The sequence below is a fragment of the Chitinivorax tropicus genome (genome assembly GCF_014202905.1).
In the GTDB taxonomy this organism is placed as follows: Bacteria; Pseudomonadota; Gammaproteobacteria; order Burkholderiales; family SCOH01; genus Chitinivorax; species Chitinivorax tropicus.
In genome coordinates this window covers 19,071-44,886 of the sequence record NZ_JACHHY010000018.1, presented here as the reverse complement: position 1 = coordinate 44,886, position 25,816 = coordinate 19,071, and the positions used below count along the sequence as shown (strand labels likewise).

24 protein-coding genes are annotated in these 25,816 nt (G+C 55.3%); 22 read left to right on the top strand and 2 right to left on the bottom strand.

Going from position 1 to position 25,816, the window contains the following annotated elements; genetic code table 11:
- The first annotated feature begins 22 nt into the window (after nt 1–22).
- From HNQ59_RS14010 to epsL, 3 genes are read left to right on the top strand one after another with little or no spacing between them, the layout of a single operon-like run.
- Nucleotides 23–1,405, top strand: a complete 1,383-nt coding sequence (locus HNQ59_RS14010; RefSeq protein WP_184040827.1) for an undecaprenyl-phosphate glucose phosphotransferase — start codon at nt 23–25, stop codon at nt 1,403–1,405.
- A gap of 18 nt (nt 1,406–1,423) precedes the next feature.
- Nucleotides 1,424–2,119, top strand: coding sequence for a CAAX prenyl protease-related protein (locus HNQ59_RS14005; RefSeq protein WP_184040824.1), 696 nt, complete (start codon nt 1,424–1,426; stop codon nt 2,117–2,119).
- Between the two features lie 4 nt (nt 2,120–2,123).
- Entirely contained in the window at nt 2,124–3,320 is a 1,197-nt protein-coding gene (epsL, locus tag HNQ59_RS14000) for an XrtB/PEP-CTERM-associated polysaccharide biosynthesis outer membrane protein EpsL (protein WP_184040655.1), read from the top strand.
- 71 nt (nt 3,321–3,391) lie between these two features.
- Here epsL and HNQ59_RS13995 read toward each other — a convergent pair whose 3' ends face one another.
- Nucleotides 3,392–5,968, bottom strand: coding sequence for a [protein-PII] uridylyltransferase (locus HNQ59_RS13995; protein WP_221320249.1), 2,577 nt, complete (start codon nt 5,966–5,968; stop codon nt 3,392–3,394).
- 16 nt (nt 5,969–5,984) lie between these two features.
- A complete protein-coding gene (map, locus tag HNQ59_RS13990) occupies nt 5,985–6,776 on the bottom strand; it encodes a type I methionyl aminopeptidase (protein ID WP_184040652.1) in 792 nt (263 codons plus the stop codon).
- 261 nt (nt 6,777–7,037) lie between these two features.
- Between map and rpsB the strand changes: the two genes are divergently transcribed.
- The 19 genes from rpsB (at nt 7,038) to HNQ59_RS13895 (ending at nt 25,638) form a co-directional block, all read left to right on the top strand.
- Nucleotides 7,038–7,787 (top strand): 30S ribosomal protein S2, encoded by a 750-nt coding sequence (gene rpsB / locus HNQ59_RS13985; RefSeq protein WP_184040649.1) that lies wholly within the window; start codon nt 7,038–7,040, stop codon nt 7,785–7,787.
- Nucleotides 7,788–7,874: 87 nt separating this feature from the next.
- The gene (tsf, locus tag HNQ59_RS13980) at nt 7,875–8,753 is read left to right on the top strand and encodes a translation elongation factor Ts (protein WP_184040646.1); all 879 of its coding nucleotides are present in this window, start codon (nt 7,875–7,877) and stop codon (nt 8,751–8,753) included.
- Between the two features lie 3 nt (nt 8,754–8,756).
- Nucleotides 8,757–9,476 (top strand): UMP kinase, encoded by a 720-nt coding sequence (pyrH, locus tag HNQ59_RS13975; protein WP_184040643.1) that lies wholly within the window; start codon nt 8,757–8,759, stop codon nt 9,474–9,476.
- A 36-nt stretch (nt 9,477–9,512) separates the two neighbouring features.
- Nucleotides 9,513–10,070, top strand: a complete 558-nt coding sequence (gene frr / locus HNQ59_RS13970; protein WP_184040639.1) for a ribosome recycling factor — start codon at nt 9,513–9,515, stop codon at nt 10,068–10,070.
- A 5-nt stretch (nt 10,071–10,075) separates the two neighbouring features.
- Nucleotides 10,076–10,825, top strand: a complete 750-nt coding sequence (gene uppS, locus HNQ59_RS13965; protein ID WP_184040635.1) for an undecaprenyl pyrophosphate synthase — start codon at nt 10,076–10,078, stop codon at nt 10,823–10,825.
- On the top strand, nt 10,818–11,630 hold the full coding sequence (locus HNQ59_RS13960; protein ID WP_184040632.1) for a phosphatidate cytidylyltransferase: 813 nt from the start codon (nt 10,818–10,820) through the stop codon (nt 11,628–11,630). The genes uppS and HNQ59_RS13960 overlap by 8 nt, the downstream gene beginning before the upstream one ends.
- Before the next feature lie 21 nt (nt 11,631–11,651).
- On the top strand, nt 11,652–12,830 hold the full coding sequence (gene ispC / locus HNQ59_RS13955; RefSeq protein ID WP_184040817.1) for a 1-deoxy-D-xylulose-5-phosphate reductoisomerase: 1,179 nt from the start codon (nt 11,652–11,654) through the stop codon (nt 12,828–12,830).
- Between the two features lie 65 nt (nt 12,831–12,895).
- Nucleotides 12,896–14,254 (top strand): RIP metalloprotease RseP, encoded by a 1,359-nt coding sequence (gene rseP / locus HNQ59_RS13950; protein WP_184040629.1) that lies wholly within the window; start codon nt 12,896–12,898, stop codon nt 14,252–14,254.
- A gap of 4 nt (nt 14,255–14,258) precedes the next feature.
- Entirely contained in the window at nt 14,259–16,565 is a 2,307-nt protein-coding gene (gene bamA / locus HNQ59_RS13945; protein ID WP_184040626.1) for an outer membrane protein assembly factor BamA, read from the top strand.
- Between the two features lie 20 nt (nt 16,566–16,585).
- Entirely contained in the window at nt 16,586–17,086 is a 501-nt protein-coding gene (locus HNQ59_RS13940) for an OmpH/Skp family outer membrane protein (RefSeq protein WP_184040623.1), read from the top strand.
- Between the two features lie 119 nt (nt 17,087–17,205).
- Complete coding sequence (gene lpxD / locus HNQ59_RS13935) at nt 17,206–18,240, top strand: UDP-3-O-(3-hydroxymyristoyl)glucosamine N-acyltransferase (RefSeq protein ID WP_184040620.1); 1,035 nt, start codon at nt 17,206–17,208, stop codon at nt 18,238–18,240.
- A 5-nt stretch (nt 18,241–18,245) separates the two neighbouring features.
- Nucleotides 18,246–18,692, top strand: coding sequence for a 3-hydroxyacyl-ACP dehydratase FabZ (gene fabZ, locus HNQ59_RS13930; RefSeq protein WP_184040617.1), 447 nt, complete (start codon nt 18,246–18,248; stop codon nt 18,690–18,692).
- Nucleotides 18,693–19,472 carry an acyl-ACP--UDP-N-acetylglucosamine O-acyltransferase gene (lpxA, locus tag HNQ59_RS13925; protein ID WP_184040613.1) on the top strand — a complete coding sequence of 260 codons (780 nt, stop codon included), beginning with the start codon at nt 18,693–18,695 and terminating at the stop codon, nt 19,470–19,472.
- Nucleotides 19,473–20,648: a lipid-A-disaccharide synthase gene (gene lpxB / locus HNQ59_RS13920; RefSeq protein WP_184040610.1), complete on the top strand. Its 1,176-nt coding sequence runs from the start codon at nt 19,473–19,475 to the stop codon at nt 20,646–20,648.
- A gap of 9 nt (nt 20,649–20,657) precedes the next feature.
- A complete protein-coding gene (gene rnhB / locus HNQ59_RS13915) occupies nt 20,658–21,245 on the top strand; it encodes a ribonuclease HII (protein ID WP_184040607.1) in 588 nt (195 codons plus the stop codon).
- A 237-nt stretch (nt 21,246–21,482) separates the two neighbouring features.
- Complete coding sequence (motA, locus tag HNQ59_RS13910) at nt 21,483–22,343, top strand: flagellar motor stator protein MotA (protein WP_184040604.1); 861 nt, start codon at nt 21,483–21,485, stop codon at nt 22,341–22,343.
- 30 nt (nt 22,344–22,373) lie between these two features.
- Nucleotides 22,374–23,342, top strand: coding sequence for a flagellar motor protein MotB (motB, locus tag HNQ59_RS13905; protein WP_184040601.1), 969 nt, complete (start codon nt 22,374–22,376; stop codon nt 23,340–23,342).
- Nucleotides 23,343–23,349: 7 nt separating this feature from the next.
- Nucleotides 23,350–24,135, top strand: coding sequence for a class I SAM-dependent methyltransferase (locus tag HNQ59_RS13900; protein ID WP_184040598.1), 786 nt, complete (start codon nt 23,350–23,352; stop codon nt 24,133–24,135).
- Nucleotides 24,136–24,138: 3 nt separating this feature from the next.
- Nucleotides 24,139–25,638 (top strand): HDOD domain-containing protein, encoded by a 1,500-nt coding sequence (locus HNQ59_RS13895; protein WP_184040595.1) that lies wholly within the window; start codon nt 24,139–24,141, stop codon nt 25,636–25,638.
- Nucleotides 25,639–25,816 lie beyond the last annotated feature (178 nt).

Below are 25,816 nucleotides of genomic sequence, written 5' to 3'. Positions count from 1 at the left end.
GAAGATCAAGGCTGGAAGCATGATGAACAGTAATTCCAAAGTCCTGTTCCGGGCAGACCCGACAGGTGTAGAGCTGATTCAATGGCTGATTGATCCGATCATCGCGATGGTGATGTGGTATGTATCCGTTCGCGTGGTAGGAGGGCACTTCCGTGAGGACGATTTTGTCCTGTGCGTTCTGCTCTTTCTATTGACCTTTCCGGGCCAGCGCTACGAGCGTATTGATGGTGGCACCCTGACCGATCTGGTTGCTCATTGGGCGATGGTCGCGGGTTTGTTGGTATTGCTGGGGTATGCCACGGAATACATCTATCGTTTCTATCCCAAAGGCATCATGTTGTGGCTTGCTGCCACACCCGTGGCCCAATTGATGGCACATGGGCTGATGAACGGGTTGTTTGCATCGTTTTTCCGTCATCATTCAGAGCAGGAAAAGGCTGTTGTGATCGGCTTGAATGAAACGGGTAGGCGCTTGGTTGAATCACTGAAGCATTCAGACCAACATGGCATGTCGCTGGCGGGGATCTTCGATGATCGTGGGTTGGATCGCCTGGGTGAGGATCTGCCCTGCAAACACCTGGGGAGCCTCAAGCATGTTGCCGAGTACGTCAAGGCGCAGCAGGTATCACGGATCTATATCGCGCTACCTATGGCTTCGCAGCCGCGAATCTTGAAATTGCTGGATGATCTGCGGGATACCACGACTTCCATCTATTTCGTGCCGGATCTGTTCACCTTCGATTTGATTCAGGCGCGTCTGGACCGGGTTGGTGACTTACCCGTTGTCGCGGTTTGTGAAACCCCGTTCTATGGCATGAACATGATATTGAAAAGGGTTTCCGATATCATCTTCTCGATTGTCATCCTCGTGTTGATCGCACCGATCATGGCGGCGGTGGCACTTGCCGTCAAGATGGACTCCAAAGGCCCAGTGCTATTCAAACAGCGACGTTACGGCCTGGATGGCAAGGAGATTCTGGTTTATAAGTTCCGCTCCATGACTGTATGTGAAGACGGCGCTGCCGTGGTTCAGGCGCAGAAGAATGACCAGCGCGTGACTAAGGTGGGGGCATTCATCCGCAAAACATCGCTGGATGAATTGCCACAATTCATCAATGTGCTGGAAGGGAAGATGAGCATTGTCGGCCCCAGGCCACACGCCGTGGCGCACAATGAGCAATACCGGAAGCTGATCAAAGGCTATATGGTGCGCCACAAGGTCAAACCTGGCATCACCGGCTGGGCACAAGTGAACGGCTATCGCGGTGAGACGGAAACCTTGGACAAGATGGAAAAGCGTATTGAGTATGATCTGGATTACTTGCGAAACTGGAGCTTGCGGCTGGATGTATCCATCATTCTCCGGACAGCATTGCTGGTGATTCGGGATCGCAATGCTTTCTGATCGAACAACCTATTTGTGATGAATTCGACTGCATTGATCTTTGGGTGGCCACGTCCCATCGTGGCCAGGTGTCTGCCGATCGGTCTGTATTTCCTGTTTTTGGCGATATCGCCTTACTTGGCTACATGGCTCCAATTGACGCCTTATCAGACAAGCTGGCTATATGGCATCAAAGTGGGTAGTGTGCTCATTGCACTGGCTTGGTTCTCCCGTGATTACCGCGAGCTGCGCACCCCTGGCTCCTTGACGTGGGCGCAGTGGCTGCTGGGGATCACGGTCGGTCTTCTGGTGTTCGTGGTCTGGATTCACCTGGATCAGGGCTGGATGTTGATGGGTGAAATGAAGGGATACAGGCCAGTTGATGCTACAGGGCAGCTGGACATCTGGTTGATAGCCACCCGTTGGCTGGGGGCAGCCCTGATCGTGCCGGTCATGGAGGAATTGTTCTGGCGATCATTCCTGATGCGCTGGCTTTCGCAAGAAGCCTTTCTGGAGTCTCCACCCCAAAGGCCGGATGGACGGGCTTTCTGGATCACTGCGGTGTTGTTTGGTCTGGAACACCAACAGTGGTTGGCAGGCATCATCGCCGGGGTGGCATATGGCTGGCTGTATCGTCAGACGGGGCGTATATCGGTACCCATCGTTGCACACGCCGTCACAAACGGGGTGCTAGGTGTTTGGGTTGTTTCCACAGGGCAGTGGCAGTTTTGGTAAGCTAATGAAAAATATAATTTTTTATTCCATTTTAAGCGGGCTGGCCACGATGGCCGTTTCAGCGGTGGCCGCGCCAGAAGATGAGGGTGATCGTTTTGTGGCCTATGGCCAGGCAGGTTACACCCATGATTCGAATATCACACGGAGTGCACAGCGCGTGCAGGCTGACAGCATGCGGGCATTGGCTGCGGGGGTGAAGTGGTGGATGCCCGTCAGTCTGCAGCGTTTCGATGCCAAATTGGATGCACAAGATGTCCGCTACCATAGCCTGACTGGTCTTAACTATCGGAGCCATCAGGGGGAGGTGGGTTGGGATTGGCGCATCACCCCCAATGCCGGGGGGCGTCTATCCTGGGCCAACAGCCGGCGGCCAGTTGAATTGAGATATCTGGATCTGGCGGAGCGGGATGTGACCAATGTGAATCGGATCAGCGGCACTGGTTTCTATCGATTCATGCCGGAATGGCAGGTAGAAGCAGGCGCAAACCGGAGCAAGACCGAGCACACCTTGAATTCGCGCCGTGTGCTCAACTACGACGTGGATCAGTACTCGGCGGGTTTTCGCTATCTGCCAGCAACGGGCAGCAGTGTTGGCCTGACCTACAGCCGGCTGAATGCCAAGTATCCGAATCAGCAAGCCATCGTATTTCCGGGATCTGCACAAGGTATCGACGCAGGATACCGACAGGATGAAGTGGGCGTTTCCGTCGACTGGCAGGTTACCGGGTTGACCAGCCTGCAAGGCAATGTAGGTCATGTGCGACGGACCCACCCCCAGGTGACAGCACGCGATTATGCAGGTTATACCGGGCGCTTGGGTTTGCGTCATCAGCTGACCGGCAAAATTCGCTTGCAGGGAACCATGTGGCGCGAAATCGGTGGGGACGAACAGTCCGCTTATTTCAACTATGCGCTTCGCAATGGTATTCGCATCGAGCCGTTCTGGGCCTTGTCACCCAAAGTGCAAGCGAGGATGTCCTGGCAATATGAGCGCCTGAGTTATGCAGCGGGCAACCAGGGCTTGTTCAATATCGACCCTCGGGTCAATCGAGAGAGCCAGTTCACCATCGGGCTCGATTACGAGTGGATGCGCAACTCGACCATTTCGTTATCTTTCAGTAAGGAGCATCGGGATTCAACCGTGGAGAACGGTGACTATGATGCGAATACGGCGGGCCTTACCATCCGTGCAAGTTACTGAGTGGGCAGCTGTAACAAACAGGCGGAGGAAGGTCTGATCTGGAAAGGTCAGACCGTACCGTCTTCTAATGATCAAGTGCTGAGTGCGCCCAATAGGTCTGCTTCAACCTGAACCAGGATCTTGCTGTCCGACAACCCGGGGCCGGTAATCAGGAAGGTATCTTCCGCGCGCTCTCCGAGCGTCGAGATCTTGGCGGAGTGGATGCTGATCTGCCAGTTGTTCAAAACATGGGTAATGCGGGATAACAGGCCTGGGCGATCGCCCGCGATGACCGACATCACATAATAATTCTGCTTGTCGTCACTGCGGATGCTGATCTGGGGCTGCAATGGAAAGTGTTTGAGCTGGCGACTGATCCGGCCCGCCGAAAGCATCTCGATAGGGGCCTGCATGCGCAGTTTCTCTGTCAGTTCATATTCGATCAGCGCGATCAGGTCTCGATAATGATCGGTACTGTTTTCCGGGATGAATACGTAAAAACTGTCAAGCGCGAAGCCGTGCCGTGTGGTGTAGATCTTTGCCTCACCAATGCTGAACCGGGCGCGCTCAAAGTAATTGCAAAGGCGTGCGAACAGCTGGGGCTGGTCAGGCACATATACCAGAACCTGCAACCCATCGCCATCATCTGACAGCTTGGCTTTGACAACGGGTGTCGGGTCTTGGGTGCGCCAATACAGCGCACGGGTGTGCCAGGCAATCTCGCGTGCGTCGTGTCGCATGAAATAGACGGTGTCCAGCTCCTTCCACAGCGCCTTGTGCGCATCGCTGGTCAGTCCGTAATAACGCAGCAGGGCCTGTGCCTCGTGCTGGCGCTCCTCTATGTAGGTCACCAAGTTGAAATTGCCCGCCGAGAGGCGTCTGGACGTCGCATGGAAAAGATCCTCCAGCAGCTTGGCTTTCCAGTTGTTCCACACTTTAGGGCTTGTGCCGCGAATATCGGCAACAGTCAGTAGATAGAGCGCCGTCAACCGGCGCTGGGTGCCAACTTCCGTGGCAAAATGGTCAATCACCTCCGGGTCGTATACATCCTGTTTCTGCGCCACTGATGACATATTGAGATGCTGTCCGACCAACCAGGCAACCAGCTCACTATCTTGAGGCGACAGGCCGTGCTGGTCAGCGAATTCCAATGCATCCACCTTGCCCAGACTGGAGTGGTCGCCGCCACGCCCCTTGGCGATATCATGAAACAGACCCGCCAGATAGAGTAATTCAGGTTTGTCAAAGTCAGCGATGAGCTTTGAACACAGCGGGTATTCATGGGCAAACTCTGGGACGGCAAAGCGCCGCAGATTGCGTACGACCATCAGGATATGCTCGTCTACGGTGTAGACATGGAAGAGATCGTGCTGCATCAGCCCGACAATCTTGCCAAATGCTGGGATATACCGCCCAAGAATGCCGTATAGATTCATGCGTCGCAGTACCCGGGTCTGCCCGCGGGGTGCACGCAAGATGTCCATGAACAGCTGCTGATGGCGTGGGTTGGCGCGAAAGTCGGCATTGATTTTGCCACGCGCGTTCCAGAGTGCCCGTAAGGTTTTGGCCCCCAATCCAGCCAGTGACGCGTGTTGCTGAAACAGTAAAAAGGCTTCAAAAATAGCAGCAGGCTGTTTCTCGAATAATTTGAGATCTCGTGCCAACAATAGGTTGTTCCGGGCAAAGAACCGTTCGTTCAGCACCTCCACCGGTGCCAGGATCGACACGATCCGGCCTTTCAGATTCTGTACCAGAATATCGTTCAGTTGCAGCACAGTTCGCGCGGCGCGGTAATAAGACTGCATCAGCCGCTCGCTGGCGCGTTGGGTCGCGCTATCGCTGAAAGCCGCAGCTTGGGCAAGCTGATTCTGCAAGTCGAACAACAGACGATCTTCCCGGCGATTGGCCAAATAGTGCAAGCCCACCCGCAGGTTCTTCAGTACCTTTTCTGCACGGTGAATCTGCCTGGCTTCCGCAGTCGAAATGATGCCTTTCGAGGCCAAATCGCTCCAGGTGCGACCCACATTCGCGCCCGTGGCAATCCAGATGATCACCTGAAGATCCCGCAAGCCACCCGGGCTTTCCTTGGTGTTGGGCTCCAGGTTGTAGGCCACCCCGTGAAAGCGCATATGGCGTTGCTGCTGTTCCAGCAGCTTGGCCTCGTAGAATTTGAGCGGATCAAGCTGGGCATGCAGTGCCTGCTTCAGCCTTTGGAATAGCATCGGCTCGCATGCCAGAGGCCGAGCCTCCAGCAAGGTGGTCTGAACCGTGAGATCTTTATCCGCCTCTTGTACGCACTCTTCCAGTGTGCGAACACTGTGTCCGACATCCAGCCCGATATCCCAAAACAGGCTGATCAGGTACTCGATCCGCTGATTCAGACCGACATCATCCCGATGTGGGATCAGAATCAACAGATCAATGTCGGAAAACGGATAGATCTCCTGCCTACCATAACCACCTACTGCAATCAGTCCGACATCCGGGGTAAAAGACAAGTCCGTCCATAGACGGGCCAATACCTCGTCGATGGCTTGGCTATGCGCGCGCAACAGCCATTCGACATCCTGACTGGCAAGGTAGTGCGCCCTGAGCCTGTCACGCGTCCGCTGAAGGTGTGTCCGCCAGTGGGCGGCATCGATCACCGGTATGGCCGGCGGGGTATTCAAGGCGCGATCCTTGCAGTTAGAAAGGCTTGGGTGGGGCACCCTCTGACACGGTCAATACCTCATATCCGGTATCCGTCACCAGCACGGTGTGCTCCCACTGAGCGGAGAGGCTGTGGTCCTTGGTGACAACTGTCCAGCCATCCCCCATCATACGTATGCCCGCTTTGCCAGCATTGATCATTGGCTCGATGGTGAAGATCATCCCTGGCTGGAGTTTGACGCCTGTGCCGGGTCGCCCATAATGCACCACCTGTGGATCTTCGTGAAATTGCTGGCCGATGCCGTGACCACAGAATTCGCGAACGATGCTATAACCGTTCCCTTCAGCAAATTTTTGAATCGCATGGCCAATGTCACCCAACGTCTTGCCGGGTGCGACTTGCTCGATTCCCAGCCACATGGACTCGAACGTGACCTTGCACAAGCGCTTCGCTTGAATGGATACTTCTCCCAACTCAAACATCCGGCTGGTGTCACCGTGATAACCGTCTTTGATCACCGTGATGTCGAGGTTGACCACATCGCCATTTTTCAATGCCCGATCCCCTGGGATGCCATGGCAAACCTGGTGATTGATAGACGTGCAAATGGACTTTGGATAAGGTGTATGGCCAGGTGGCGTGTAATTGAGTGGCGCAGGGATCGTGCCTTGTACATTGGTCATGTATTCATGGCATAACCGATCCAGCTCGCCGGTGGTGACACCGACCTGGACAAAGGGCGTGATGTAATCGAGTACTTCGCTTGCCAAGCGGCCTGCAACGCGCATCTTGGCAATGTCGTCCGCGTTTTTGATGATGATGGACATAAAATTGATTGACTAATGATCTTCCAGTGTAATTGTTAAGGATAAAAGATTAGCCATTCCCAGGCAATCGACAGTGAGTCAGCGGGTGAGGCCAAAACCAAGCGGAGCTTGAGCGGAATGCGCCTGGAATGTTACAATCTCCAATTAGCTTTTTCCTGAAGAAGCTGAAATCACACACCTGCCGCACTTAAGGGTGTGCACCGATGTCGGTGCAAGCTTCAAGGCGGGTGGCGGTAATAACCCTTAATATTGGAGTCATCCATGTCTGTTAGTATGCGTCAAATGTTGGAGGCTGGTGTTCACTTTGGCCACCAAACCCGTTACTGGAATCCGAAAATGGCACCGTTCATTTTCGGTCATCGTAACAAGATTCACATCATCAACCTGGAAAAAACCCTGCCCATGTATGAGCAGGCAATGAGCTTCATTCGCAAGCTCTCTGCCAACAAGGGTAGCATCCTGTTTGTTGGTACAAAGCGCCAAGCTCGCGACATCGTGAAAGAAGAAGCTTCCCGCGCAAATGCACCTTATGTTGATCAGCGCTGGTTGGGCGGCATGCTGACCAACTTCAAGACAGTCAAGCAATCCGTAAAGCGTCTGCATGAAATGCAAGCAATGTTGGCTGATCCTGCAACCAACGACAAGTTCACCAAGAAAGAGCTGCTGGATATGCAGCGCGAAGCAGACAAGCTGGAGCGTAGCTTGGGCGGCATCAAGGGTATGAATGGTCTGCCTGATGCACTGTTTGTGATCGATGTTGGCTACCAGAAAGGTGCCATCACCGAGGCCAAGAAACTGGGCATCCCTGTCATCGCCGTGGTTGATACCAACAACAGCCCTGAAGGCGTTGATTACATCATCCCTGGCAACGATGACTCCAGCCGTGCAATCCGTCTGTACGCTCGTGGCGTTGCTGATGCGATTCTGGAAGGTCGCAGCAATGTTGCAAAAGAAGTCGCCCCCAGCGATGAGTTTGTAGAAGTAAAATCGGCCGAACAAGCTGCCGAATAAAAAAAGGGGCGACAGCCCCTTTTTTATAGCATCAACTGGCCCGTTCCTCGTGCGAACGGGCGGTCAAAATCCTCAGGAGTGATCAAAATGGCTGAAATTACCGCAAAGATGGTGGCCGAGCTGCGCGAGGCAACTGGCCTCGGCATGATGGAGTGCAAAAAAGCACTGGTTGAAGCGGAAGGCGACATCAAGAAAGCAGAAGAAATTCTGCGTATCAAGAGTGGTGCCAAGGCTGGTAAGGTGGCAGGTCGTACTGCTGCTGAAGGTGCCATCGCCCAGTTCGTCAGTGCTGACGGTAAAGTCGGGGCGCTGGTTGAAGTCAACTGCGAGACAGATTTCGTTGCTAAGGATGAAGGTTTCGTTGGCTTGACCAAAGCGGTTGCACAGGCAATTGCCGAAGGTGATGTGGCTGACGTTGAAGCATTGGCCAATGTGAAGCTGGCTTCCGGAGAGACTGTGGAAGAGGCTCGCAAGGCGCTGATCTCCAAAGTGGGTGAGAACATCACGGTTCGCCGTTTTGTCCGTTTCCAGACGGCTGATTCGCTTGCTGTCTACCTTCATGGCTCCAAGATCGGCGTCATGGTTGAGTTCGCTGGTGGCGACGAGCAGCTTGGTAAAGATGTGGCGATGCATATTGCAGCGAGCAAACCCGTTTGCGTTTCCAAAGAGCAAGTTGCTGCTGACCTGCTCGACAAAGAGCGCGCAATTTACACCGCTCAAGCTGCTGAATCTGGCAAGCCTGCAGATATCGTTGCGAAAATGGTCGAAGGCCGTATCACCAAGTATCTGGCAGAAATCACCCTGTTGGGCCAGCCTTTCGTGAAGAATCCTGATCAGACAGTAGAGAAATTGCTGGCCGAGAAGAAGGCATCGGTCAAACGCTTCCAAATGTTCGTCGTTGGCGAAGGCATTGAGAAGAAAGTGGTTGATTTCGCTGCTGAAGTTGCAGCTGCTGCAAAGGTATAAAACATGGAAAAAGCCCCCGTCTTTAAACGCATCCTGTTGAAACTGTCCGGTGAAGCCTTGATGGGCGACGACAGCTACGGCATCAATCGGGCAACGATTGAGCGCATTGTTTCGGAAGTCAAGGAAGTGGTAGATCTTGGAGTCCAAGTCGCGGTTGTGATCGGTGGGGGCAATATCTTCCGTGGTGTTGCGCCGGGCGCGGCCGGGATGGATCGCGCCACGGCTGACTACATGGGGATGTTGGCAACAGTGATGAATGCGCTGGCATTGCAGGATGCATTCCGCCACATCAACGTGGTGAGCCGTGTTCAGTCAGCTTTGACCATCGAACAGGTCGCTGAGCCCTATATCCGTGGTAAGGCAATGCGTTACCTGGAAGAAGGCAAGGTTGTCATTTTCGCCGCAGGTACGGGCAATCCATTCTTCACCACTGATACTGCAGCTGCATTGCGTGGCATGGAAATGAATGTGGATATCGTGTTGAAAGCCACCAAGGTCGATGGTGTGTACACGGATGATCCGAAAAAGAACCCAGATGCGGTGCGTTATCAGAAGATCACCTTTGATGAGGCGATCCACAAGAATTTGAAGGTCATGGATGCAACAGCGCTGACGCTGTGCCGTGATCAGAAGTTATCGATCAATGTGTTCAGCATTTTCAAGACGGGTGGCCTGAAGCGAGTTGTCCTGGGTGATGACGAAGGTACCTTGGTTCATTGCTGAGCCCCATTCCGATAACGATAGAACAAGGAGATAGGCATGATTGCCGATGTCAAGAAAAATGCTGAACAGAAAATGCAGAAGTCGATCGAGGCGTTGAAGACCAACCTCGGGAAAGTACGTACGGGCCGCGCGCATACCGGTCTGTTGGATCACATCACCATCGACTACTATGGCGCCCCCACGCCGATCAATCAGCTGGCCAATATGTCATTGCTGGATGCGCGCACTATCGGCGTTACTCCTTTTGAGAAGAAGTTGGTGTCGCAAATCGAAAAAGCCATCCGCGATTCCGACTTGGGTTTGAATCCTTCCTCTATGGGTGATGTCGTCCGTGTACCGATGCCGGCGCTGACCGAAGAGCGTCGTAAGGATCTGATCAAGGTGGTGCGTTCCGAAGCAGAAGATGCCCGGGTTGCCGTCCGCAATGTACGTCGCGATGCCAATGATCAACTGAAGCGTGCACTCAAGGACAAAGCCATTTCCGAAGATGACGAGCGTCGGGCCCAGGATGATGTGCAGAAGTTGACGGATAAGTACATCGTAGAAGTTGATAAGCTATTGGCGGCCAAAGAAGCTGACCTGATGGCGGTGTAAGCGACGTGCCTAGTTTTATCAGCTCAACAGCGGCCATTCCCGAGGCTGTACAAGTTCCGCGCCACATTGCCATGATCATGGATGGCAATGGGCGCTGGGCGAAGAAGCGCTTTCTGCCGCGTGTGGCCGGCCACAAGAAAGGGCTCGAAACCGTTCGCGAAATGGTTCGGGCCTGTATCGAGCTGAAGGTCGACTACCTGACCTTGTTTGCTTTCTCTAGCGAGAACTGGCGTCGGCCAGCAGATGAAGTCTCGTTTTTGATGCAACTGTTCATCAAGGCCATGGAGCGTGAGGTAGAGCGGATGTCTGACAATAACATCCGTTTGAAAATCATTGGGCGGCTGGATCGATTTGAGCCGCAGCTTGCCGAGATGATCCAGGCTTCTCAGGACAAAACAGCGCATAACACGGGGCTCACGCTGACCATTGCGGCAGATTATGGTGGTCGGTGGGACATTCTACAGGCTACGAATGCCCTGCTTGCCACACGCGGCGGTCAATGTGAGGTGACCGAGGAGGCGTTGTCGCCTTATCTGGCCATGTCATATGCGCCGGAGCCGGACTTGTTCATCCGCACCGGTGGTGAGCAGCGGATCAGCAATTTCCTGCTTTGGCAGCTTGCCTATTCCGAGCTGTACTTCACGGATGTGCTCTGGCCAGATTTCAATCTGGATGTCTTGAAACAAGCCATTTCCTCCTACCAATCCCGAGAACGCCGGTTCGGTCGAACCAGCGAACAGCTTTCCAATGCTTAAAACACGTGTACTGACCGCATTGGTTTTACTGCCCATCGTGCTGGCCGCATTGTTTGGTTTGTCTGGCATGGCTTGGGGTTCATTTGCTCTGTTCATCTGCACACTGGGGGCGTGGGAGTGGGCGCGCCTATGCGGTTGGCACGCACCAAAGACTTGGTTGTATGCGGCAGTTACTGTACTGCTGGGTGGTGGTGTCATGCTCTTCTGGGGCGGGTTGACCCGCATCCATTTGGCGATCGCACTGCCGATTCTGTTGTTCTGGTGCATATTGGTGCCCGGCTGGCTGCATTGGAAATGGCCGCTTGCCAAGCTCAAATCTGCACCGACGGTTGGTTGGCTGCTGTTGCTGAGCAGTTGGTTGGCCATGGTGCAATGGCATGAGCAACAGAATGGCCCCTGGTTATTGCTGGCGGTATTGATGATTGCATGGGTTGCGGATACAGCGGCCTATTTCTCGGGTAAGGCCTTTGGCAAACACAAATTGGCGCCTACCATCAGCCCTGGCAAAAGCTGGGAGGGGGTCGTCGGTGCATTTGTCGGGGTCACGATCTATGGCGTGCTGTTGGTGCAGTCGCCCTTGGGTTCTCAGCTGGGTGGTTATGCCATGATTCCTGCCATCTGGTTGCTGACTGCGCTCTCCATCATGGGGGATTTGCTGGAGTCCTTGTTCAAGCGGCAGGCAGGCGTGAAGGATAGCAGCCAATTATTGCCTGGGCACGGCGGCATTCTGGATCGAATTGATAGTCAACTGGCGGTATTGCCAGTCAGTAGCGCGATATTTGTTTTATTGCCCTTATTGCGCTAAGTCGGGGGGCATATGTCTACAATGCAGCGGCTCGCGGTGCTGGGCTCTACGGGAACAATCGGCGTCAACACATTGGATGTGGTTGCTCGGCATCCCGACCGTTTTGAAGTGCTTGCGCTGACTGCCCATTCAAATGTCGATCGCATGGTCGAACAGTGTCTGGCCTTCAAGCCCAGTTTTGCCGCAATGGTCGATGCGCAATCGGCAGCTGTGCTGAAAAGCCGCTTGCGCGAAGCAGGTTGTTCAACAACGGTGCTGGCCGGCGAGAGTGCCCAGGAGACATTGGCAGCCTTACCTGAGGTCGACTCGGTGATGGCGGCGATCGTAGGTGCGGCTGGTCTTCGTCCAACATTGGCGGCGGCGCGTGCGGGTAAACGAATTCTGCTGGCCAACAAAGAGACGCTGGTCATGGCGGGCCAACTGTTCATGGATGCTGTTCATGAACATGGGGCCACCTTGCTGCCGATCGACAGTGAGCACAATGCCATTTTTCAGGCGATGCCAGCTCATTTCGATGGTCAGCTTGATCAATCCGGCGTGGACCGCATCCTCCTGACCGCATCTGGCGGGCCTTTTCGCTGCACACCTATCGCAGAGTTGATCCATGTAACACCAGAACAGGCCTGCGCCCACCCCAACTGGGTCATGGGGCGCAAGATCTCGGTAGATTCTGCGACCATGATGAATAAAGGGCTTGAGGTGATTGAGGCCCATTGGCTATTCAATGCGCCAGCCGAGCGTATTGACGTGGTCATCCACCCGCAGAGTGTGATCCATTCACTCGTTTCCTATGTTGATGGCTCGGTACTCGCGCAACTGGGCAATCCAGACATGCGCACGCCGATTGCTCATGCGCTGGCCTACCCTGATCGGATTCAGGCCGGGGTGCCTCGTCTGGATTTGGCAGCCATTGCAACCCTACAGTTCGAGCGCCCTGACTTCTCACGATTCCCTTGTCTCCGGTTGGCTTTCGATGCGCTGAAGCAAGGCGGCACGGCTGCTGCGGTCTTGAATGCAGCCAATGAGATAGCGGTGGCATCCTTTCTAGATCATGCGTTGCGTTTTGACCGGATCGCGGCAGTGGTGGAGACAACCCTGTGCCAAGTCGCCGCGCCAGAGGTCGATACCATTGAAGCCCTGCTTGAAATCGATGGGCAAGCGAGACTTGTTGCTGAACGAGTCGTTCGTCAGTTTGCTTGAGCAGTGAACAAAACTGCCGTAATCTGACCCAATCACCTTTACGCTGCTGAACAACGGGTCAACTCATGCAAATCTTGCACACACTGCTGGCATTCATCGTCGTGCTGGGCATTCTGATCACATTTCATGAATTGGGTCATTATTGGGTGGCCCGTCGCTGTGGCATCAAGGTGCTTCGATTTTCCATTGGATTTGGCAAACCAGTCTGGATCACCCGACGTGGAGTGGATCAGACAGAATGGGCGATTTCGGCCATTCCGCTGGGCGGCTATGTCAAGATGCTGGACGAAACAGAAGGTCCCGTTGACGCCGTCGATCTGCCAAGGGCATTCAACAGGCAGCCGGTCTGGAAGCGGATATTGGTAGTGGTGGCGGGGCCTGTAGCCAATCTATTGCTGGCCATCGTGCTCTTTTGGGTATTGCTGATGACAGGCGTGCCTGAAATGAAACCCATACTTGGCGATATTGCGCCCAGCTCACCAGCTGCCAGCGCAGGCTTCAAATCAGGTGAGGAAATCGTCACCATCAATGGAAAAGCAGTTGAAACCTGGCAGGATGTCCGCTTGGCGGTGATGAACATCGCTGTGGATCGTGAGGAGGCCACTTTCGAGGTGCGCACGGCTCAGCATGGACGGATGCTCCGGGTGCTGGATTTCTCGGGGCTCGATAAAGCGGATCTGGATAAGGATGTCATGCACACAACAGGTTTGACGTTGATCAGGCAAACCACCATCCTAGCCAATGTCTTGTCCACGGGAGCGGCTGCCAAAGCGGGCCTGCAGGTTGGGGATCGAATCGTGCGGCTTGCTGGGCAGTCGGTGACGAGTTGGAGCCAGCTGGTTGATAAAATTCGCCAGAGCCCTGCGGAACCGCTACAGATTTCCTATGTCCGAAAGGGCGAGGTGCGTGAGGCCACTATCCTGCCGGATGTTTCGAGGGAAAACGGGCGTGTGGTCGGCAAGATTGGCGTTGCTCCCGAGCCTGACCGCTTGGCAATGAAGGCACTTTCTGTTGAAGTCAGCTATGGCCCGGTGGAGGCATTGGCCCGTGCTGCAGGCAAGACAGGGCAGAATGTGATCATGAGCCTGCGCATGTTCTGGAAAATGCTGACTGGGGACCTCTCGGTCAAGAATCTGAGCGGGCCGGTCACCATTGCGGATTATGCAGGGCAGGCTGCCAAATTGGGCGTGAGTACTTTCATTGAGTTTCTGGCGTGGGTCAGTATCAGTTTGGGCGTGCTGAATCTCCTGCCAATTCCCTTATTGGACGGCGGGCATTTGATGTATTATACCGCCGAGCTTATCAGGGGCCGCCAGGTCTCGGACCGCGTGGTCGAAACTGGCCAGCGGGTTGGCTTGGCGCTATTGCTCAGCATGATGCTTCTCGCTTTTTATAACGACATCAACCGCTTGTTCGCGGGCTAATCTAATGAGAATAAAGACCGTTGCGCTGGCTGTTGCCGCGCTTTTCGCGGGCAGTGCCCACGCCATAGAGCCGTTTGTCATCAAAGAAATTCGGGTGGAGGGAGTGCAACGTACCGAGCCGGGTACGGTGTTCAACTATCTGCCAGTCAAGGTGGGTGACAAGCTGGACGATGAAAAAGCTGCTACGTCGATCAAAGCCTTATATGCCACCGGCTTTTTTCAGGATGTCCGGTTGGAAGCGGATAACGGCGTCCTGATTGTCGATGTCGATGAGCGACCGACCATTTTCCAGATCAATATCGAAGGTGCGAAGGATTTTGACAAGGATCAGCTCAAGAAGGCGTTGAAAGACAACGGCTTGGCTGAGTCCCGCATCTTTGATCGTTCCTTGCTTGATCAAGCCATTCAGGAATTGAAACGCCAGTATTTTGGCCGGGGTAAGTATTCGGTTGAGATCAAGCCCACGGTGACCCCGCTGGAGCGCAACCGGGTCGCTATCAATTTCGATATTTCTGAAGGGGTGGTGGCAACCATCAGCCAGATCAATATCGTTGGCAATCAGGCGTTCAAAGAGGGCGAGCTGCTGGACTTGTTCTCACAATCCACTGGGGGATGGCTGTCCTGGTTCACCAAAGACAATCAGTATTCCAAGCAGAAATTATCTGGCGACCTGGAAAACCTACGTAGCTTCTATCTAAACCGTGGTTATCTGGAATTCAATGTCGATTCGACGGTGGTTTCCATCAGCCCGGACAAGAAGAAGATCTATTTGACCATCAACCTCACTGAGGGCCGTAAATATACGGTCAGTGATATCCGGGTTGGTGGGGAATTGCTGGTGGCAGAGGAGGATATCCGTAAGCTGATTCGCGTCAAGTCTGGTGATGTCTTCTCGCGTGAGTTGGTCAATGAAAGCACGACGGCCATCAGCGAACGGCTTGGTAATGATGGCTATGCATTCGCCAATGTGAATGCGGTGCCCGAGTTGGATCGTGAAAAGCAGACAGTCGCGTTCACCTTCTTTGTGGATCCGGGGCGCCGAGTCTATGTCCGCAATATCAATATCACCGGCAACACCAAGACCCGCGATGAGGTGGTGAGGCGTGAGATGCGGCAGATCGAAGGGGCTTGGTATAACGGCGCGAAGATCCGCCGTTCCAAGGAGCGGATTGACCTACTGGGTTATTTCGAAGACGCCAATATCGAAACGCCGCAGGTGGCTGATAGTCCAGACCAAGTGGACGTGAATGTGACGGTGAAAGAGAAGCCGACCGGGAACGTCATGGCGGGCGTGGGCTTTGCCAAGGGGTCGGGTGTCACATTCCAGGCTTCGATCTCGCAATCCAACATATTTGGCAGTGGCAAATACCTGGCGTTGGGCTTCAATACCAACAAGGCCAGCAAACTGTATTCACTGTCCTATGCCGATCCCTACTACACCCCAGATGGCGTGAGCCGTGGTTTTGACCTGTATTATCGCAAGACCGACCCGAATCAACTGTCGCTTGGCCAATACAATACAGCCGGCATGGGCGGCAGCATGCGTTTTGGTCTGCCGTTGACAGAGTATGATGCGCTGAATTTCAGCGTGGGCGTGGATCGCAGTGAATTGACCTTGTTGAGCGGTGCTTCGCAGCGGTACATCGACTTCGTCAATCAATTTGGCAGCCGATACGTCACACTGCCTGCGACAGTGGGTTGGGTGCGGGACGGACGCGACAGTGCGCTGTACCCGACACGTGGCTCATTGCGCCGTATCGATGGGCTGTATGCCATGCCTGGCGGCGATTTGAAGTATTACACGCTGAATGCTCAGAACCAATGGTTCTACCCAATCAGCAAGACCTTTACCTTCATGTTGAATACAGAATTGGGTTATGCGAATGGCTATGGTGGTAAGCCATTGCCATTCTTCAAAAATCTGTATGCCGGGGGGATTGGCTCGGTGCGGGGCTATGCAAACGGTACGCTGGGTACGAAAATCTGTCTGGCTGGCGAGAGCCAGGCAACGGGTTGTACTGGTGACCCAGAAGGGGGAAACCGCAAGGCGTTGGCGAATGCTGAGCTGTTGTTCCCGATTCCAGGCATGAAGGGTGACAAATCAGCCCGCCTCAGCCTGTTTGCCGATGCAGGCTCGGTATGGACAGCAGGTCAAAAGATGTCATTGGGCGACCTGCGTTATTCTGCTGGGGTAGGCTTGGCCTGGGTATCACCAGTCGGTCCGTTGAAACTGAGTATGGCGAAACCCTTCAATCCCAAGGATAATGATAAGGTTGAGCGCTTCCAGATTCAGCTTGGTACACTATTCTGATCTATCGAATTGCAGGGAGAATGAAATTGAAGAAACGTGTTGTGTTGGCCGGTGCGGTGGCGTTGATGCTGGCGGGTGTGGCCGCGGCTGATACCAAAATCGGTTTTGTGAACACCGAACGGATTTTCCGCGAAGCAGCGCCAGCTCAGCGTGCTCAGAAGCAGCTTGAAAAGGAATTCCAACCCAGGCTGCAAGAGCTGCAGGATTTGAACAAGAAAGCGCGTGATATGCAGGTTGCGCTGGAAAAAGATGGGCTGACGATGAAGGAATCGGATCGCCGTAATAAAGAGCGTGATCTGGAAAACCTGAATCGTGACCTGCAGCGTAAGCAGCGTGAATTCCGCGAAGATCAGAACATGCGCTCCAGCCAGGAGATGGCGGCGATTCAAGAGCGGGCGAATCGCGTGATCCAGCAACTGGCGGAGAGTGAGAAATTCGATCTGATCCTGCAGGAAGCGGTGTACATGAGCCCACGGATCGATATCACCGATAAGGTGTTGAAGGCGCTGAGCGACAAGTAAGTCGGCGTGTGTCCTTCTGCTGATGGCACCAGGCTGGTTTTCCCTGACGGTTTCCATCGGCATCCTTCAGCTTTTCAAACGCCGGTTCTACCGGCGTTTGACATCTCAGAGTATCGAACATGCCTACTCAATCCTTCCGCCTGAGTGAATTGGTTGCCCTGTTCGGTGGCGAGCTGGTCGGTGACGATATCGTCATCTCCCAGGTTGCTCCCCTGGATCAGGCCGACCCTACCTCGCTGGCCTTCATGGCCAGCCCCAAGTACCGACAACAATTGGCTGAGACGCAAGCCGCTGCGGTGATCGTACCGATCTCTGCTGCCGATGCGACCGACAAGCCTCGTATCGTGGCGAAAGACCCTTACCTCTACTTTGCGCAGGTGTCGTCACGCCTGAACCCGCCCAAGCGCCTGCCTGCTGGCATCCACCCCAGCGCATCCGTGTCGACCAGTGCCAGGCTGGGAGCCAATGTGGCGATTGGGCCCAATGCCGTGATCGGCGATGATGTGGTATTGGGGGATGAGGTGGAGATCATGGCTGGTGCGGTGATTGGCGATGGCGTTGCCATTGGCGCTGAAAGCCGTATTTACGCCAATGTGACCATCTATCATGGGTGTGTGATCGGGCAACGTTGCGGCATTCATAGCGGAGCGGTCATCGGTGCGGATGGTTTCGGGTTGGCCTGGACAGGGCAGGATTGGTTCAAGATTCCCCAGATCGGGCGTGTCGTGATTGGTGATGATGTCGAGATTGGCGCCAACACCACGATCGACCGTGGTGCGATGGCGGATACCGTCATCGAGGAGGGGGCCAAGCTCGACAACCAGATCCAGATCGCCCACAACTGCGTGATCGGCAAACATACTGCTATTGCCGCTTGTGTGGGGATCGCCGGATCGACCCGCATCGGGGCCTATTGCACGGTGGGTGGCGCGGCCATGTTCGTCGGTCATATCGAGGTCTGCGACAAGACACATATTGCGGGTGGGGCATTGGTCAGCAAATCCATCACCAAGCCCGGTGCCTATGCGGGTAGCTACCCTATTGCAGCCCGTGACGAGTGGTTGAAGAATGCGGCCCATATCCGCCATCTGGATACTCTGGCGACCCGTATCAAGGCGCTGGAGCGTCAGCTGAAACATAAAAATGAGGAATGACAGCAATGAGCAGCATGGATATCAACCAGATCATGAAAGCCTTGCCGCACCGTTACCCGTTTTTGCTGGTGGATCGGGTGCTGGAATGTGAGCCGGGCAAAAAAGTCATCGCACTGAAAAACGTCACCATCAATGAGCCATTTTTTACCGGGCACTTTCCCGAGTTGCCCGTGATGCCCGGCGTGCTGATCATCGAGGCCATGGCACAGGCAGCGGGTTTGCTGGCCTATCAGACAGTTGGTGAGGAGCGCCAGCGGAATACGATCTATTACTTCGCGGGTATCGACAATGCCCGTTTCAAAGTGCCTGTGTCCGCAGGGGATCAGCTGATATTCGAAGTCGAGTTGGTGCGGCAGGCGCGTGGTATCTGGAAATTCACAGCCAAAGCCAAAGTGGGCGACCAATTGGCTGCTGAGGCCGACATCATGGTTGCAGGCAGGGAAGTTTGCTAAATGAGTACATTGATTCATCCAACCGCAATTGTCGAACACGGTGCGCAGATTGGCGAGGGCGTCAAGATCGGCGCGTATAGCGTGATCGGCCCGCATGTCTCGATCGGTGAGGGTACTGAAATCGGCCCCCATGTGGTCATCGAAGGCCATACCAGCATTGGGTGTGACAACCATATCTTCCAATTTGCCTCGCTGGGAGCGGCTCCGCAGGACAAAAAATACGCAGGCGAGCCCACGCGCCTGGAGATCGGTGATCGCAATACCATTCGTGAATTCTGCACCTTCAATCTGGGCACGGTGCAAGATGGTGGCGTCACTCGTATCGGGTCGGATAACTGGATCATGGCCTATGTCCACATTGCACATGATTGCCAGATCGGTGACAGAACCATTCTTGCCAATAACACCACCCTGGCAGGGCATGTGCACGTGGGGGACTGGGTGTTTCTCGGTGGGTTCACCAGCGTGCATCAGTTCTGCAAGATCGGGGCGCATGCCATGACTGCGTTCACTGCTGCTGTCACGCAGGATGTTCCACCCTATATCACTGCAGCGGGCAACCGAGCAGGGCCGCACGGTATCAACTCTGAGGGCCTGAAGCGTCGTGGCTTCAGCGCGGAATCGATCATGGCCATCAAGCGCGCCTATAAGGTGTTGTATCGCCAGGGGTTATCGCTGGATGAGGCCAAGATGCAGCTTGCAGAGATGGCCCGGGGCGAGCCGGCGGTTCAATTGTTTCTGGATTTCATCATGGGCTCCGAGCGGGGCATCATCCGATAAATGGCTGACCAATTGTTTGCCGCGCAGTCGCGCATCAAAATCGCCATGGTGGCGGGCGAGGCGTCGGGTGATTTGCTGGGTTCCCACCTCATCCGTGCGTTGAAAGCCCGTTTCCCCGATGCGGAATTTGTTGGCATCGGCGGGCCGAAAATGCAGGGGGTCGGGCTCAAGAGTGTGTTTCCGATGGAAACGCTGGCCGTCAATGGCTATGTCGAGGTCTTGAAAAACCTGCGTGCCATCCTGCGGATTCGGCGTGACCTGACTGATCAGCTGCTGGCGGATCGCCCCCATGTATTCATCGGCATCGATGCGCCGGATTTCAATCTTGGCTTGGAGCGCACGCTGAAAGCCAAGGGTGTGACTACTATCCACTACGTCAGCCCATCGATCTGGGCTTGGCGGGGTGAGCGTATCAAAAAGATCAAGGCCTGCGTATCGCACATGCTGGCGCTGTTTCCGATGGAGCCGCCGCTGTATCAACAAGCGGGCATCCCGGTGACCTATGTGGGGCACCCGTTGGCGGATGAAATGCCCCTGGTGCCCGACCTGGCCGCCATGCGCGAGCAGCTGGATATCCCGCTGGCCTGCCGTGTGATTGCCCTGCTGCCGGGCAGCCGGCAGAGCGAAGTGGCTGCGCTGGCGGAAACCTACATCAACACTGCCAAATTGCTTTCGGAGCAGGTGCCAAATGTGTTGTTCCTGGTGCCATTGGTCAGCCGTGAAACCCGCGCTTTGTTCGAGGCAACCCTTTATCGCCTACAGGCGCAGGCATTGCCATTGCGCATCATGTTCGGCCATGCGCACGATGCATTGATTGCTGCTGATGTTGCCCTGGTGGCCTCTGGCACAGCCACGCTGGAAACCGCGTTGCTGAAGCGGCCCATGGTCATCACCTACAAGGTGTCACCGCTGACCTACCGGTTGATGTGGCATCGCAAGTACCTCCCTTACATTGGTCTGCCCAATGTGTTGGCGGGTGATTTCGTGGTGCCGGAGATTCTGCAGGATGATGCCACGCCAGCCAATCTGGCCCAGGCCCTGACCAATATGCTGGACCACAATCGGGTCGTTGATGGCTTGCAGGCCAAGTTCATGGATATCCACCTGACCTTGCGACAGGGGACGGCGGAGCGCGCCGCCGAGGCGATTGCCGCCTACCTGCCGCATGCGCATTGAGGCCTGATCATGTTGATTTGTGGTGTGGACGAGGCAGGCCGCGGGCCACTGGCTGGTGCGGTGTATGCTGCGGCAGTCATCTTGGGGCCGGATCATGGCATCGTTGGTCTGGCGGATTCCAAAAAACTGACTGAAGCCAAACGTGATGCGCTGGCGATACAGATCAAATCCCAGGCACTGGCTTGGGCGATCGCCAAGGCCGATGTGGCTGAGATCGATCAGCTCAATATCCTACAGGCCACTATGCTGGCCATGCAACGGGCGGTGATGCAGGTGGCGGCCAATGTGACGCCTGACGAGGTGCAAGTGGATGGCAACCGGACACCCAAGTTGTCCTGGCCTGCTCGGGCCATCATCAAAGGCGATGCCTTGGTGGCTGAGATCTCGGCAGCATCCATACTGGCCAAGACAGCCCGCGATGCGGAATGCCTGGCTCTGCACGCGTCTTATCCGCAATATGGTTTCGACCAGCACAAGGGCTACCCCACCCCGGCCCATATGGCGGCCTTGCAGCTGCATGGTGCCAGCCCCGTCCACCGTCGCAGCTATGCGCCGGTCAAAGCCGTGCTGGGTCAGGCGCAAGGCAGTCTGTTCTGATCACATGGAGATCAGCCGGCCATCTAGGCACCTGACATCGGGTGGCAATGGGTGACTCGGCTGCCCCATTTCCGCCGTCCCAACAGCCCGCCGATGGCTGTCTCAAAAGACCTGATGCGGCTACAGGTAATGATTTCCGGCTGGACAAGCTGCGGCTGATGGTTTAATCATAGAAGCTGATGCGGCTTGTTCGTGGCCCGCTTGAGGCCGGCCCGACATCAAGAGGAATTCACTCACATGTTTGTCATCATCGGTTATGTGGTGGCGTGCGCCATGATTTTTGGTGGTTATGCGGCCGCAGGTGGTCATTTGGCTGGTTTGTGGCAGCCACTGGAGGTCGTCATGATCTTTGGTGGCGCGATTGGCGCATTCATCGTGGCTTACGGTGGAAAACCGCTGAAATTGACAATGAAAGCGCTACCCAAGATTTTCAAAGGGTCACCATTCAACAAAGCCTTCTATATGGATCTGTTTGCGCTGCATTTCGAGCTGTTGTCAAAAGTGCGCAAAGAGGGGCTGATGTCGATCGAAGGTGATGTGGAGAACCCAGAGGGTAGCCCGATATTCTCGAAATACCCGTCGATCGTGCATGATCACCATGTCACCGATTTCATCGCAGATTATTTACGGTTGATGGTGGGGGGCAATCTGAATGCCTTTGAGATCGAAAACCTGATGGATATCGAAATCGAGGGCCATCACCATGAAGAGCTGGAGCCTTCCCACGCAATCACCACCTTGGCGGATGGTTTGCCCGCATTCGGTATCGTGGCGGCGGTGATGGGTGTGGTACACACCATGGAGAACGTGGGCCTGCCTCCGGCGGAGTTGGGCATTCTGATCGCCCATGCACTGGTCGGAACGTTTCTGGGTATTTTGCTGGCCTATGGTTTTGTGGGGCCCTTGGCCAAGGTGCTCGAAATCAAGGCGAACGAATCCACCCGGGTTTATGTGACCATCAAAACCATTCTGTTGGCCAGCCTGAATGGCTACGCACCACAGGTGGCGGTGGAGTTTGGCCGCAAAGCCATGGATGCAGTCGATCGCCCAAGCTTCAAAGAGCTGGAAGAGCACGTGAAAAATGCCAAAGGAAAATAAGCCAGCTGGCCATGCAACCGGGGGTAACGCATGAGCGATGATTCGCAACGGCCCATTATCGTCAAGAAGATCAAAAAGGGTGGCGGGGGCCACCATGGCGGGGCTTGGAAAATCGCCTACGCTGACTTCGTGACAGCGATGATGGCGTTCTTTCTGTTGATGTGGCTGTTGGGCTCCACGGCCAAGGGTGACTTGAAAGGCATTGCCGACTATTTCAAGAACCCGCTGAAAGTTGCCTTGTCTGGCGGCTCGGGCTCGGGGGACGCCACCAGCCTGGTGCCGGGTGGGGGCGAAGACCTGAGCCGGACATCAGGTCAAGTCAAACGCGGCGACCTGCCCCGGCAGCGCGCAATGAACGTGAATACCGATCGCGCCAAGCGCGAGGCCCAGATGCTGCAGGATTTAAAGCAGCGGGTTGAGAAGCTGGTCGAGAAAAAAGATTCGTTGAAGCAATTCAAAAATCAGTTATTGATCGACATGACTGCCGAAGGGTTGCGGATTCAGATTGTCGATGAGAAAAACAGGCCGATGTTCGATTCTGGCTCGGCGGATATGAAATCCTACGCTGCAGAGATCATCCACGAGATTGCAGCGTTGTTGAACGAGGTGCCCAATCGTATCAGCCTGTCTGGCCACACCGATGCCACACCGTTCTCGGGCGGGGATCGTGGCTACAGTAACTGGGAGTTGTCTGCTGACCGGGCCAATGCTTCCCGTCGCGAGCTGATTGCCGGGGGCATCAAGGACGACAAGATCATCCGGGTGGTAGGTTTGGCGGCGGCCACACCGTTTGATACGGCGGACATCTACAACCCCATCAATCGCCGTATCAGCATCACTGTGCTGAATGCTGAGACAGAACAGAATATCGTGCGGGAAAGCGGCAAGGTGATGGAGGCCAAGGCATTTGTCGATGCCAACAAGCCCGGTGCGGAGGGCGAGACACCGGCTGCCAAATTCGCCAACGAACCGGCTGATAAGCAGCCACCTGGGCATTAAGGCGGCCATGTCATTGAGTCTGTCACGCATGCATTGGTGGGGGAGGGTGCCGGTCAGTATCCAGGCGCTTGTGCTGCAGGTGTTGGTTTTTCCGCTGACCTGGATATCCATCTGGCTGATGGCGTGGCTGGGAGGCGCACCGTCGTGGCTGAGCATGGCGCTTTTTCAAGGCGGCTGGTCCGCCCTGGCCAGCCATCGTGTGGGCCTGCCCAGCTGGTGGTGGGGGATTCAGGCCGCTTTCTGGCCGCTGCTGTGGCTCATGCTGTCTTGGCAATGGCCTGCCTGGCTACCTGCCTTGATCTTTGCTGTATTGGTATTGGTCTATGGGGGCGGGGTAGGGAGCCGGGTGCCCTTGTTTCTCAGCAGCCAGACCACCTGCCAGCAGCTGTTGACGGTTTTACCCACACAGCCCGCTTTGCAGTTCCTGGATGTCGGTGCGGGCCTGGGCGGTGTGTTGAATCAAGTGCAGCAGGCCCGACCTGATTGGCGGTGTGCGGGTGTTGAGCGTGCCTGGCTGCCCTGGCTGATCGGGCGCTGCCGGTTGAGATGGCTGGCCAGCCCAGCGCAATGGTTGCAGCAGGATTTCAATCAGCTGGACTGGTCGCGCTATGACATTGTGTATGCATACCTGTCGCCCGCGCCAATGGCGCAGGTGTGGCAAAAGGTGGAGGCCGAGATGCGCCCCGGCAGCATGTTCATCAGTAACAGCTTTGATGTGCCCGACGTGACGCCGGATCAGGTCATCGAAACCGGTGACTGGCATCGTTCCCGCTTGTTGATCTGGTACCGGTGAGCCATGACGGGAACCTTGGATGCAGCAGGATGGGTCGCTCGCTGGCACACGGTCTCCACGCCGATCATGGGGGCGACCGCGCAAACCATACAACGCCTGAAGGATCAGATCGACCGGGTATCGCCCAATCAGCTGGCCAAGCTCGCGGCGCAAGACCCGATGCTGGCTGCGCATCTGCTGCGGGCAGTCAATAATCGACGTAAAAGCGGCGTGGCTGCCGAGGTGGTCAGCCTGGAGGCTGCCGTGGCCCTGCTTGGCACACGCCGGTTTGTCGAGCAGATGGGGCAGCTGCCGACGATTGAACAGCGCTATGGGCAGCAGCCAGCGGCCATGGCACAGGTATTGCAGCAGATCTTGCGCTGCCGCATGGCTGCGGAGTTGGCATTTGACTGGTCGGTTGCACGTGTCGATGTGAAACCTGACGAGGTCGAAGTGGCTGCTTTGTTGCACAACCTTGCTGGCTGCCTGATGTTGCACCATGAGCCAGCCGTCCAGAAGGGATGGCAGCCCTGGTTCGATGCGCCACTCGATGACCCGAAGCTGCAACAGGAAAAACTCGGCTGTACGCTGACAGCATTGAATCAAGCATTGTTTGCCAAATGGTCGTTGCCCGCCTTGTTGACGGAGCTGAATGATGTCAAGCAGCGCGCCAACCTGCGGGCAAGTGTCGTGCAATGCGCCTGCCTGCTTGTCAGACACATTGAAGCAGGCTGGCAGCACCCAGCCTTGCCTGATGATCTGGCCATGGTGGCGGGCATGCTGAAAATCGAGCCCGATCAGGTGCTGGCCCGAATCCAGCGGGTCTTGCTGGCCTTGGCCCGCACTTGGCCTTATCCACAGTGCCCAACGCCCGCCAATTGGCTGCCGATGCTCCCCGGTGCGTGGCCACGCCCGCAGCCTGCAAGGGGTGTTCCACCCACACCGGCTGCTGCGCCAATACCACCACCCAACGTTCCCTCCCAGGCGGTTGCCGAGCCGATCAAACCATCCAAGGCCATTTATGAAGAGGTGGTGAAGCAGATCCGCAGCCATCTGGATGGGACGCTGACCTTCAATGAAATGATGGGGTTGGTGATTCGAGGCATGCACGATGGTATCGGCCTGGCGCGCGTGGTATTTGCGCTGATGGCGGGGGGGCAGCGGCAAGTCAAGGCGCGATACGTGATCGGTGCTACCAACCAAGAGCCGCTCGCACGTTTTGCATTCGATCTGGATCAGCCACATCTGCTGTACAAGCTGATGCAGAAGACATCCGGTGTGTGGCTTTCCTCTGCCAATCAAGCCCAGCTTGAGCCAATGCTGCCTGCTGCCATGCGGCAATGTATTGGCAATGGTGATTTCTTCGTGATGTCCATCTTTGTCCACAACAAGCCGGTTGGTTTGCTCTATGCCGATCGGCGTTCAACCACCAATCAACTCGATGAAGCCAGTTATCAAGCCTTCAAACAACTGGCCATGCTGGCAGGTGAAGGCCTGGGGCACTTGGCGGGTAAGTCGATGTGAGTTGCCTACGACTTTGCTTCCACAGCGCTTGGTCAGCAGGTGGATTGAGTCGCAGTGTTTCTGATTTTTAATATTTGATTTTTGGCATGTATTTTCTCGTTGTGGAATTCCCTCCATATCAATCAATTGGCCGCTGTCGAGGCGTGTGCTGATTGGTCATCCCGTTGCTCGGTGTTTT

Coding starts and splice junctions, on each gene's coding strand:
- HNQ59_RS14010 (WP_184040827.1), top strand. CDS start 23: ATGAACAGTAATTCCAAAGTCCTGTTCCGGGCAGACCCGACAGGTGTA.
- HNQ59_RS14005 (WP_184040824.1), top strand. CDS start 1,424: ATGAATTCGACTGCATTGATCTTTGGGTGGCCACGTCCCATCGTGGCC.
- epsL (WP_184040655.1), top strand. CDS start 2,124: ATGAAAAATATAATTTTTTATTCCATTTTAAGCGGGCTGGCCACGATG.
- map (WP_184040652.1), bottom strand. CDS start 6,776: ATGTCCATCATCATCAAAAACGCGGACGACATTGCCAAGATGCGCGTT.
- rpsB (WP_184040649.1), top strand. CDS start 7,038: ATGTCTGTTAGTATGCGTCAAATGTTGGAGGCTGGTGTTCACTTTGGC.
- tsf (WP_184040646.1), top strand. CDS start 7,875: ATGGCTGAAATTACCGCAAAGATGGTGGCCGAGCTGCGCGAGGCAACT.
- pyrH (WP_184040643.1), top strand. CDS start 8,757: ATGGAAAAAGCCCCCGTCTTTAAACGCATCCTGTTGAAACTGTCCGGT.
- frr (WP_184040639.1), top strand. CDS start 9,513: ATGATTGCCGATGTCAAGAAAAATGCTGAACAGAAAATGCAGAAGTCG.
- HNQ59_RS13960 (WP_184040632.1), top strand. CDS start 10,818: ATGCTTAAAACACGTGTACTGACCGCATTGGTTTTACTGCCCATCGTG.
- ispC (WP_184040817.1), top strand. CDS start 11,652: ATGCAGCGGCTCGCGGTGCTGGGCTCTACGGGAACAATCGGCGTCAAC.
- rseP (WP_184040629.1), top strand. CDS start 12,896: ATGCAAATCTTGCACACACTGCTGGCATTCATCGTCGTGCTGGGCATT.
- bamA (WP_184040626.1), top strand. CDS start 14,259: ATGAGAATAAAGACCGTTGCGCTGGCTGTTGCCGCGCTTTTCGCGGGC.
- HNQ59_RS13940 (WP_184040623.1), top strand. CDS start 16,586: ATGAAATTGAAGAAACGTGTTGTGTTGGCCGGTGCGGTGGCGTTGATG.
- lpxD (WP_184040620.1), top strand. CDS start 17,206: ATGCCTACTCAATCCTTCCGCCTGAGTGAATTGGTTGCCCTGTTCGGT.
- fabZ (WP_184040617.1), top strand. CDS start 18,246: ATGAGCAGCATGGATATCAACCAGATCATGAAAGCCTTGCCGCACCGT.
- lpxA (WP_184040613.1), top strand. CDS start 18,693: ATGAGTACATTGATTCATCCAACCGCAATTGTCGAACACGGTGCGCAG.
- lpxB (WP_184040610.1), top strand. CDS start 19,473: ATGGCTGACCAATTGTTTGCCGCGCAGTCGCGCATCAAAATCGCCATG.
- rnhB (WP_184040607.1), top strand. CDS start 20,658: ATGTTGATTTGTGGTGTGGACGAGGCAGGCCGCGGGCCACTGGCTGGT.
- motA (WP_184040604.1), top strand. CDS start 21,483: ATGTTTGTCATCATCGGTTATGTGGTGGCGTGCGCCATGATTTTTGGT.
- motB (WP_184040601.1), top strand. CDS start 22,374: ATGAGCGATGATTCGCAACGGCCCATTATCGTCAAGAAGATCAAAAAG.
- HNQ59_RS13900 (WP_184040598.1), top strand. CDS start 23,350: ATGTCATTGAGTCTGTCACGCATGCATTGGTGGGGGAGGGTGCCGGTC.
- HNQ59_RS13895 (WP_184040595.1), top strand. CDS start 24,139: ATGACGGGAACCTTGGATGCAGCAGGATGGGTCGCTCGCTGGCACACG.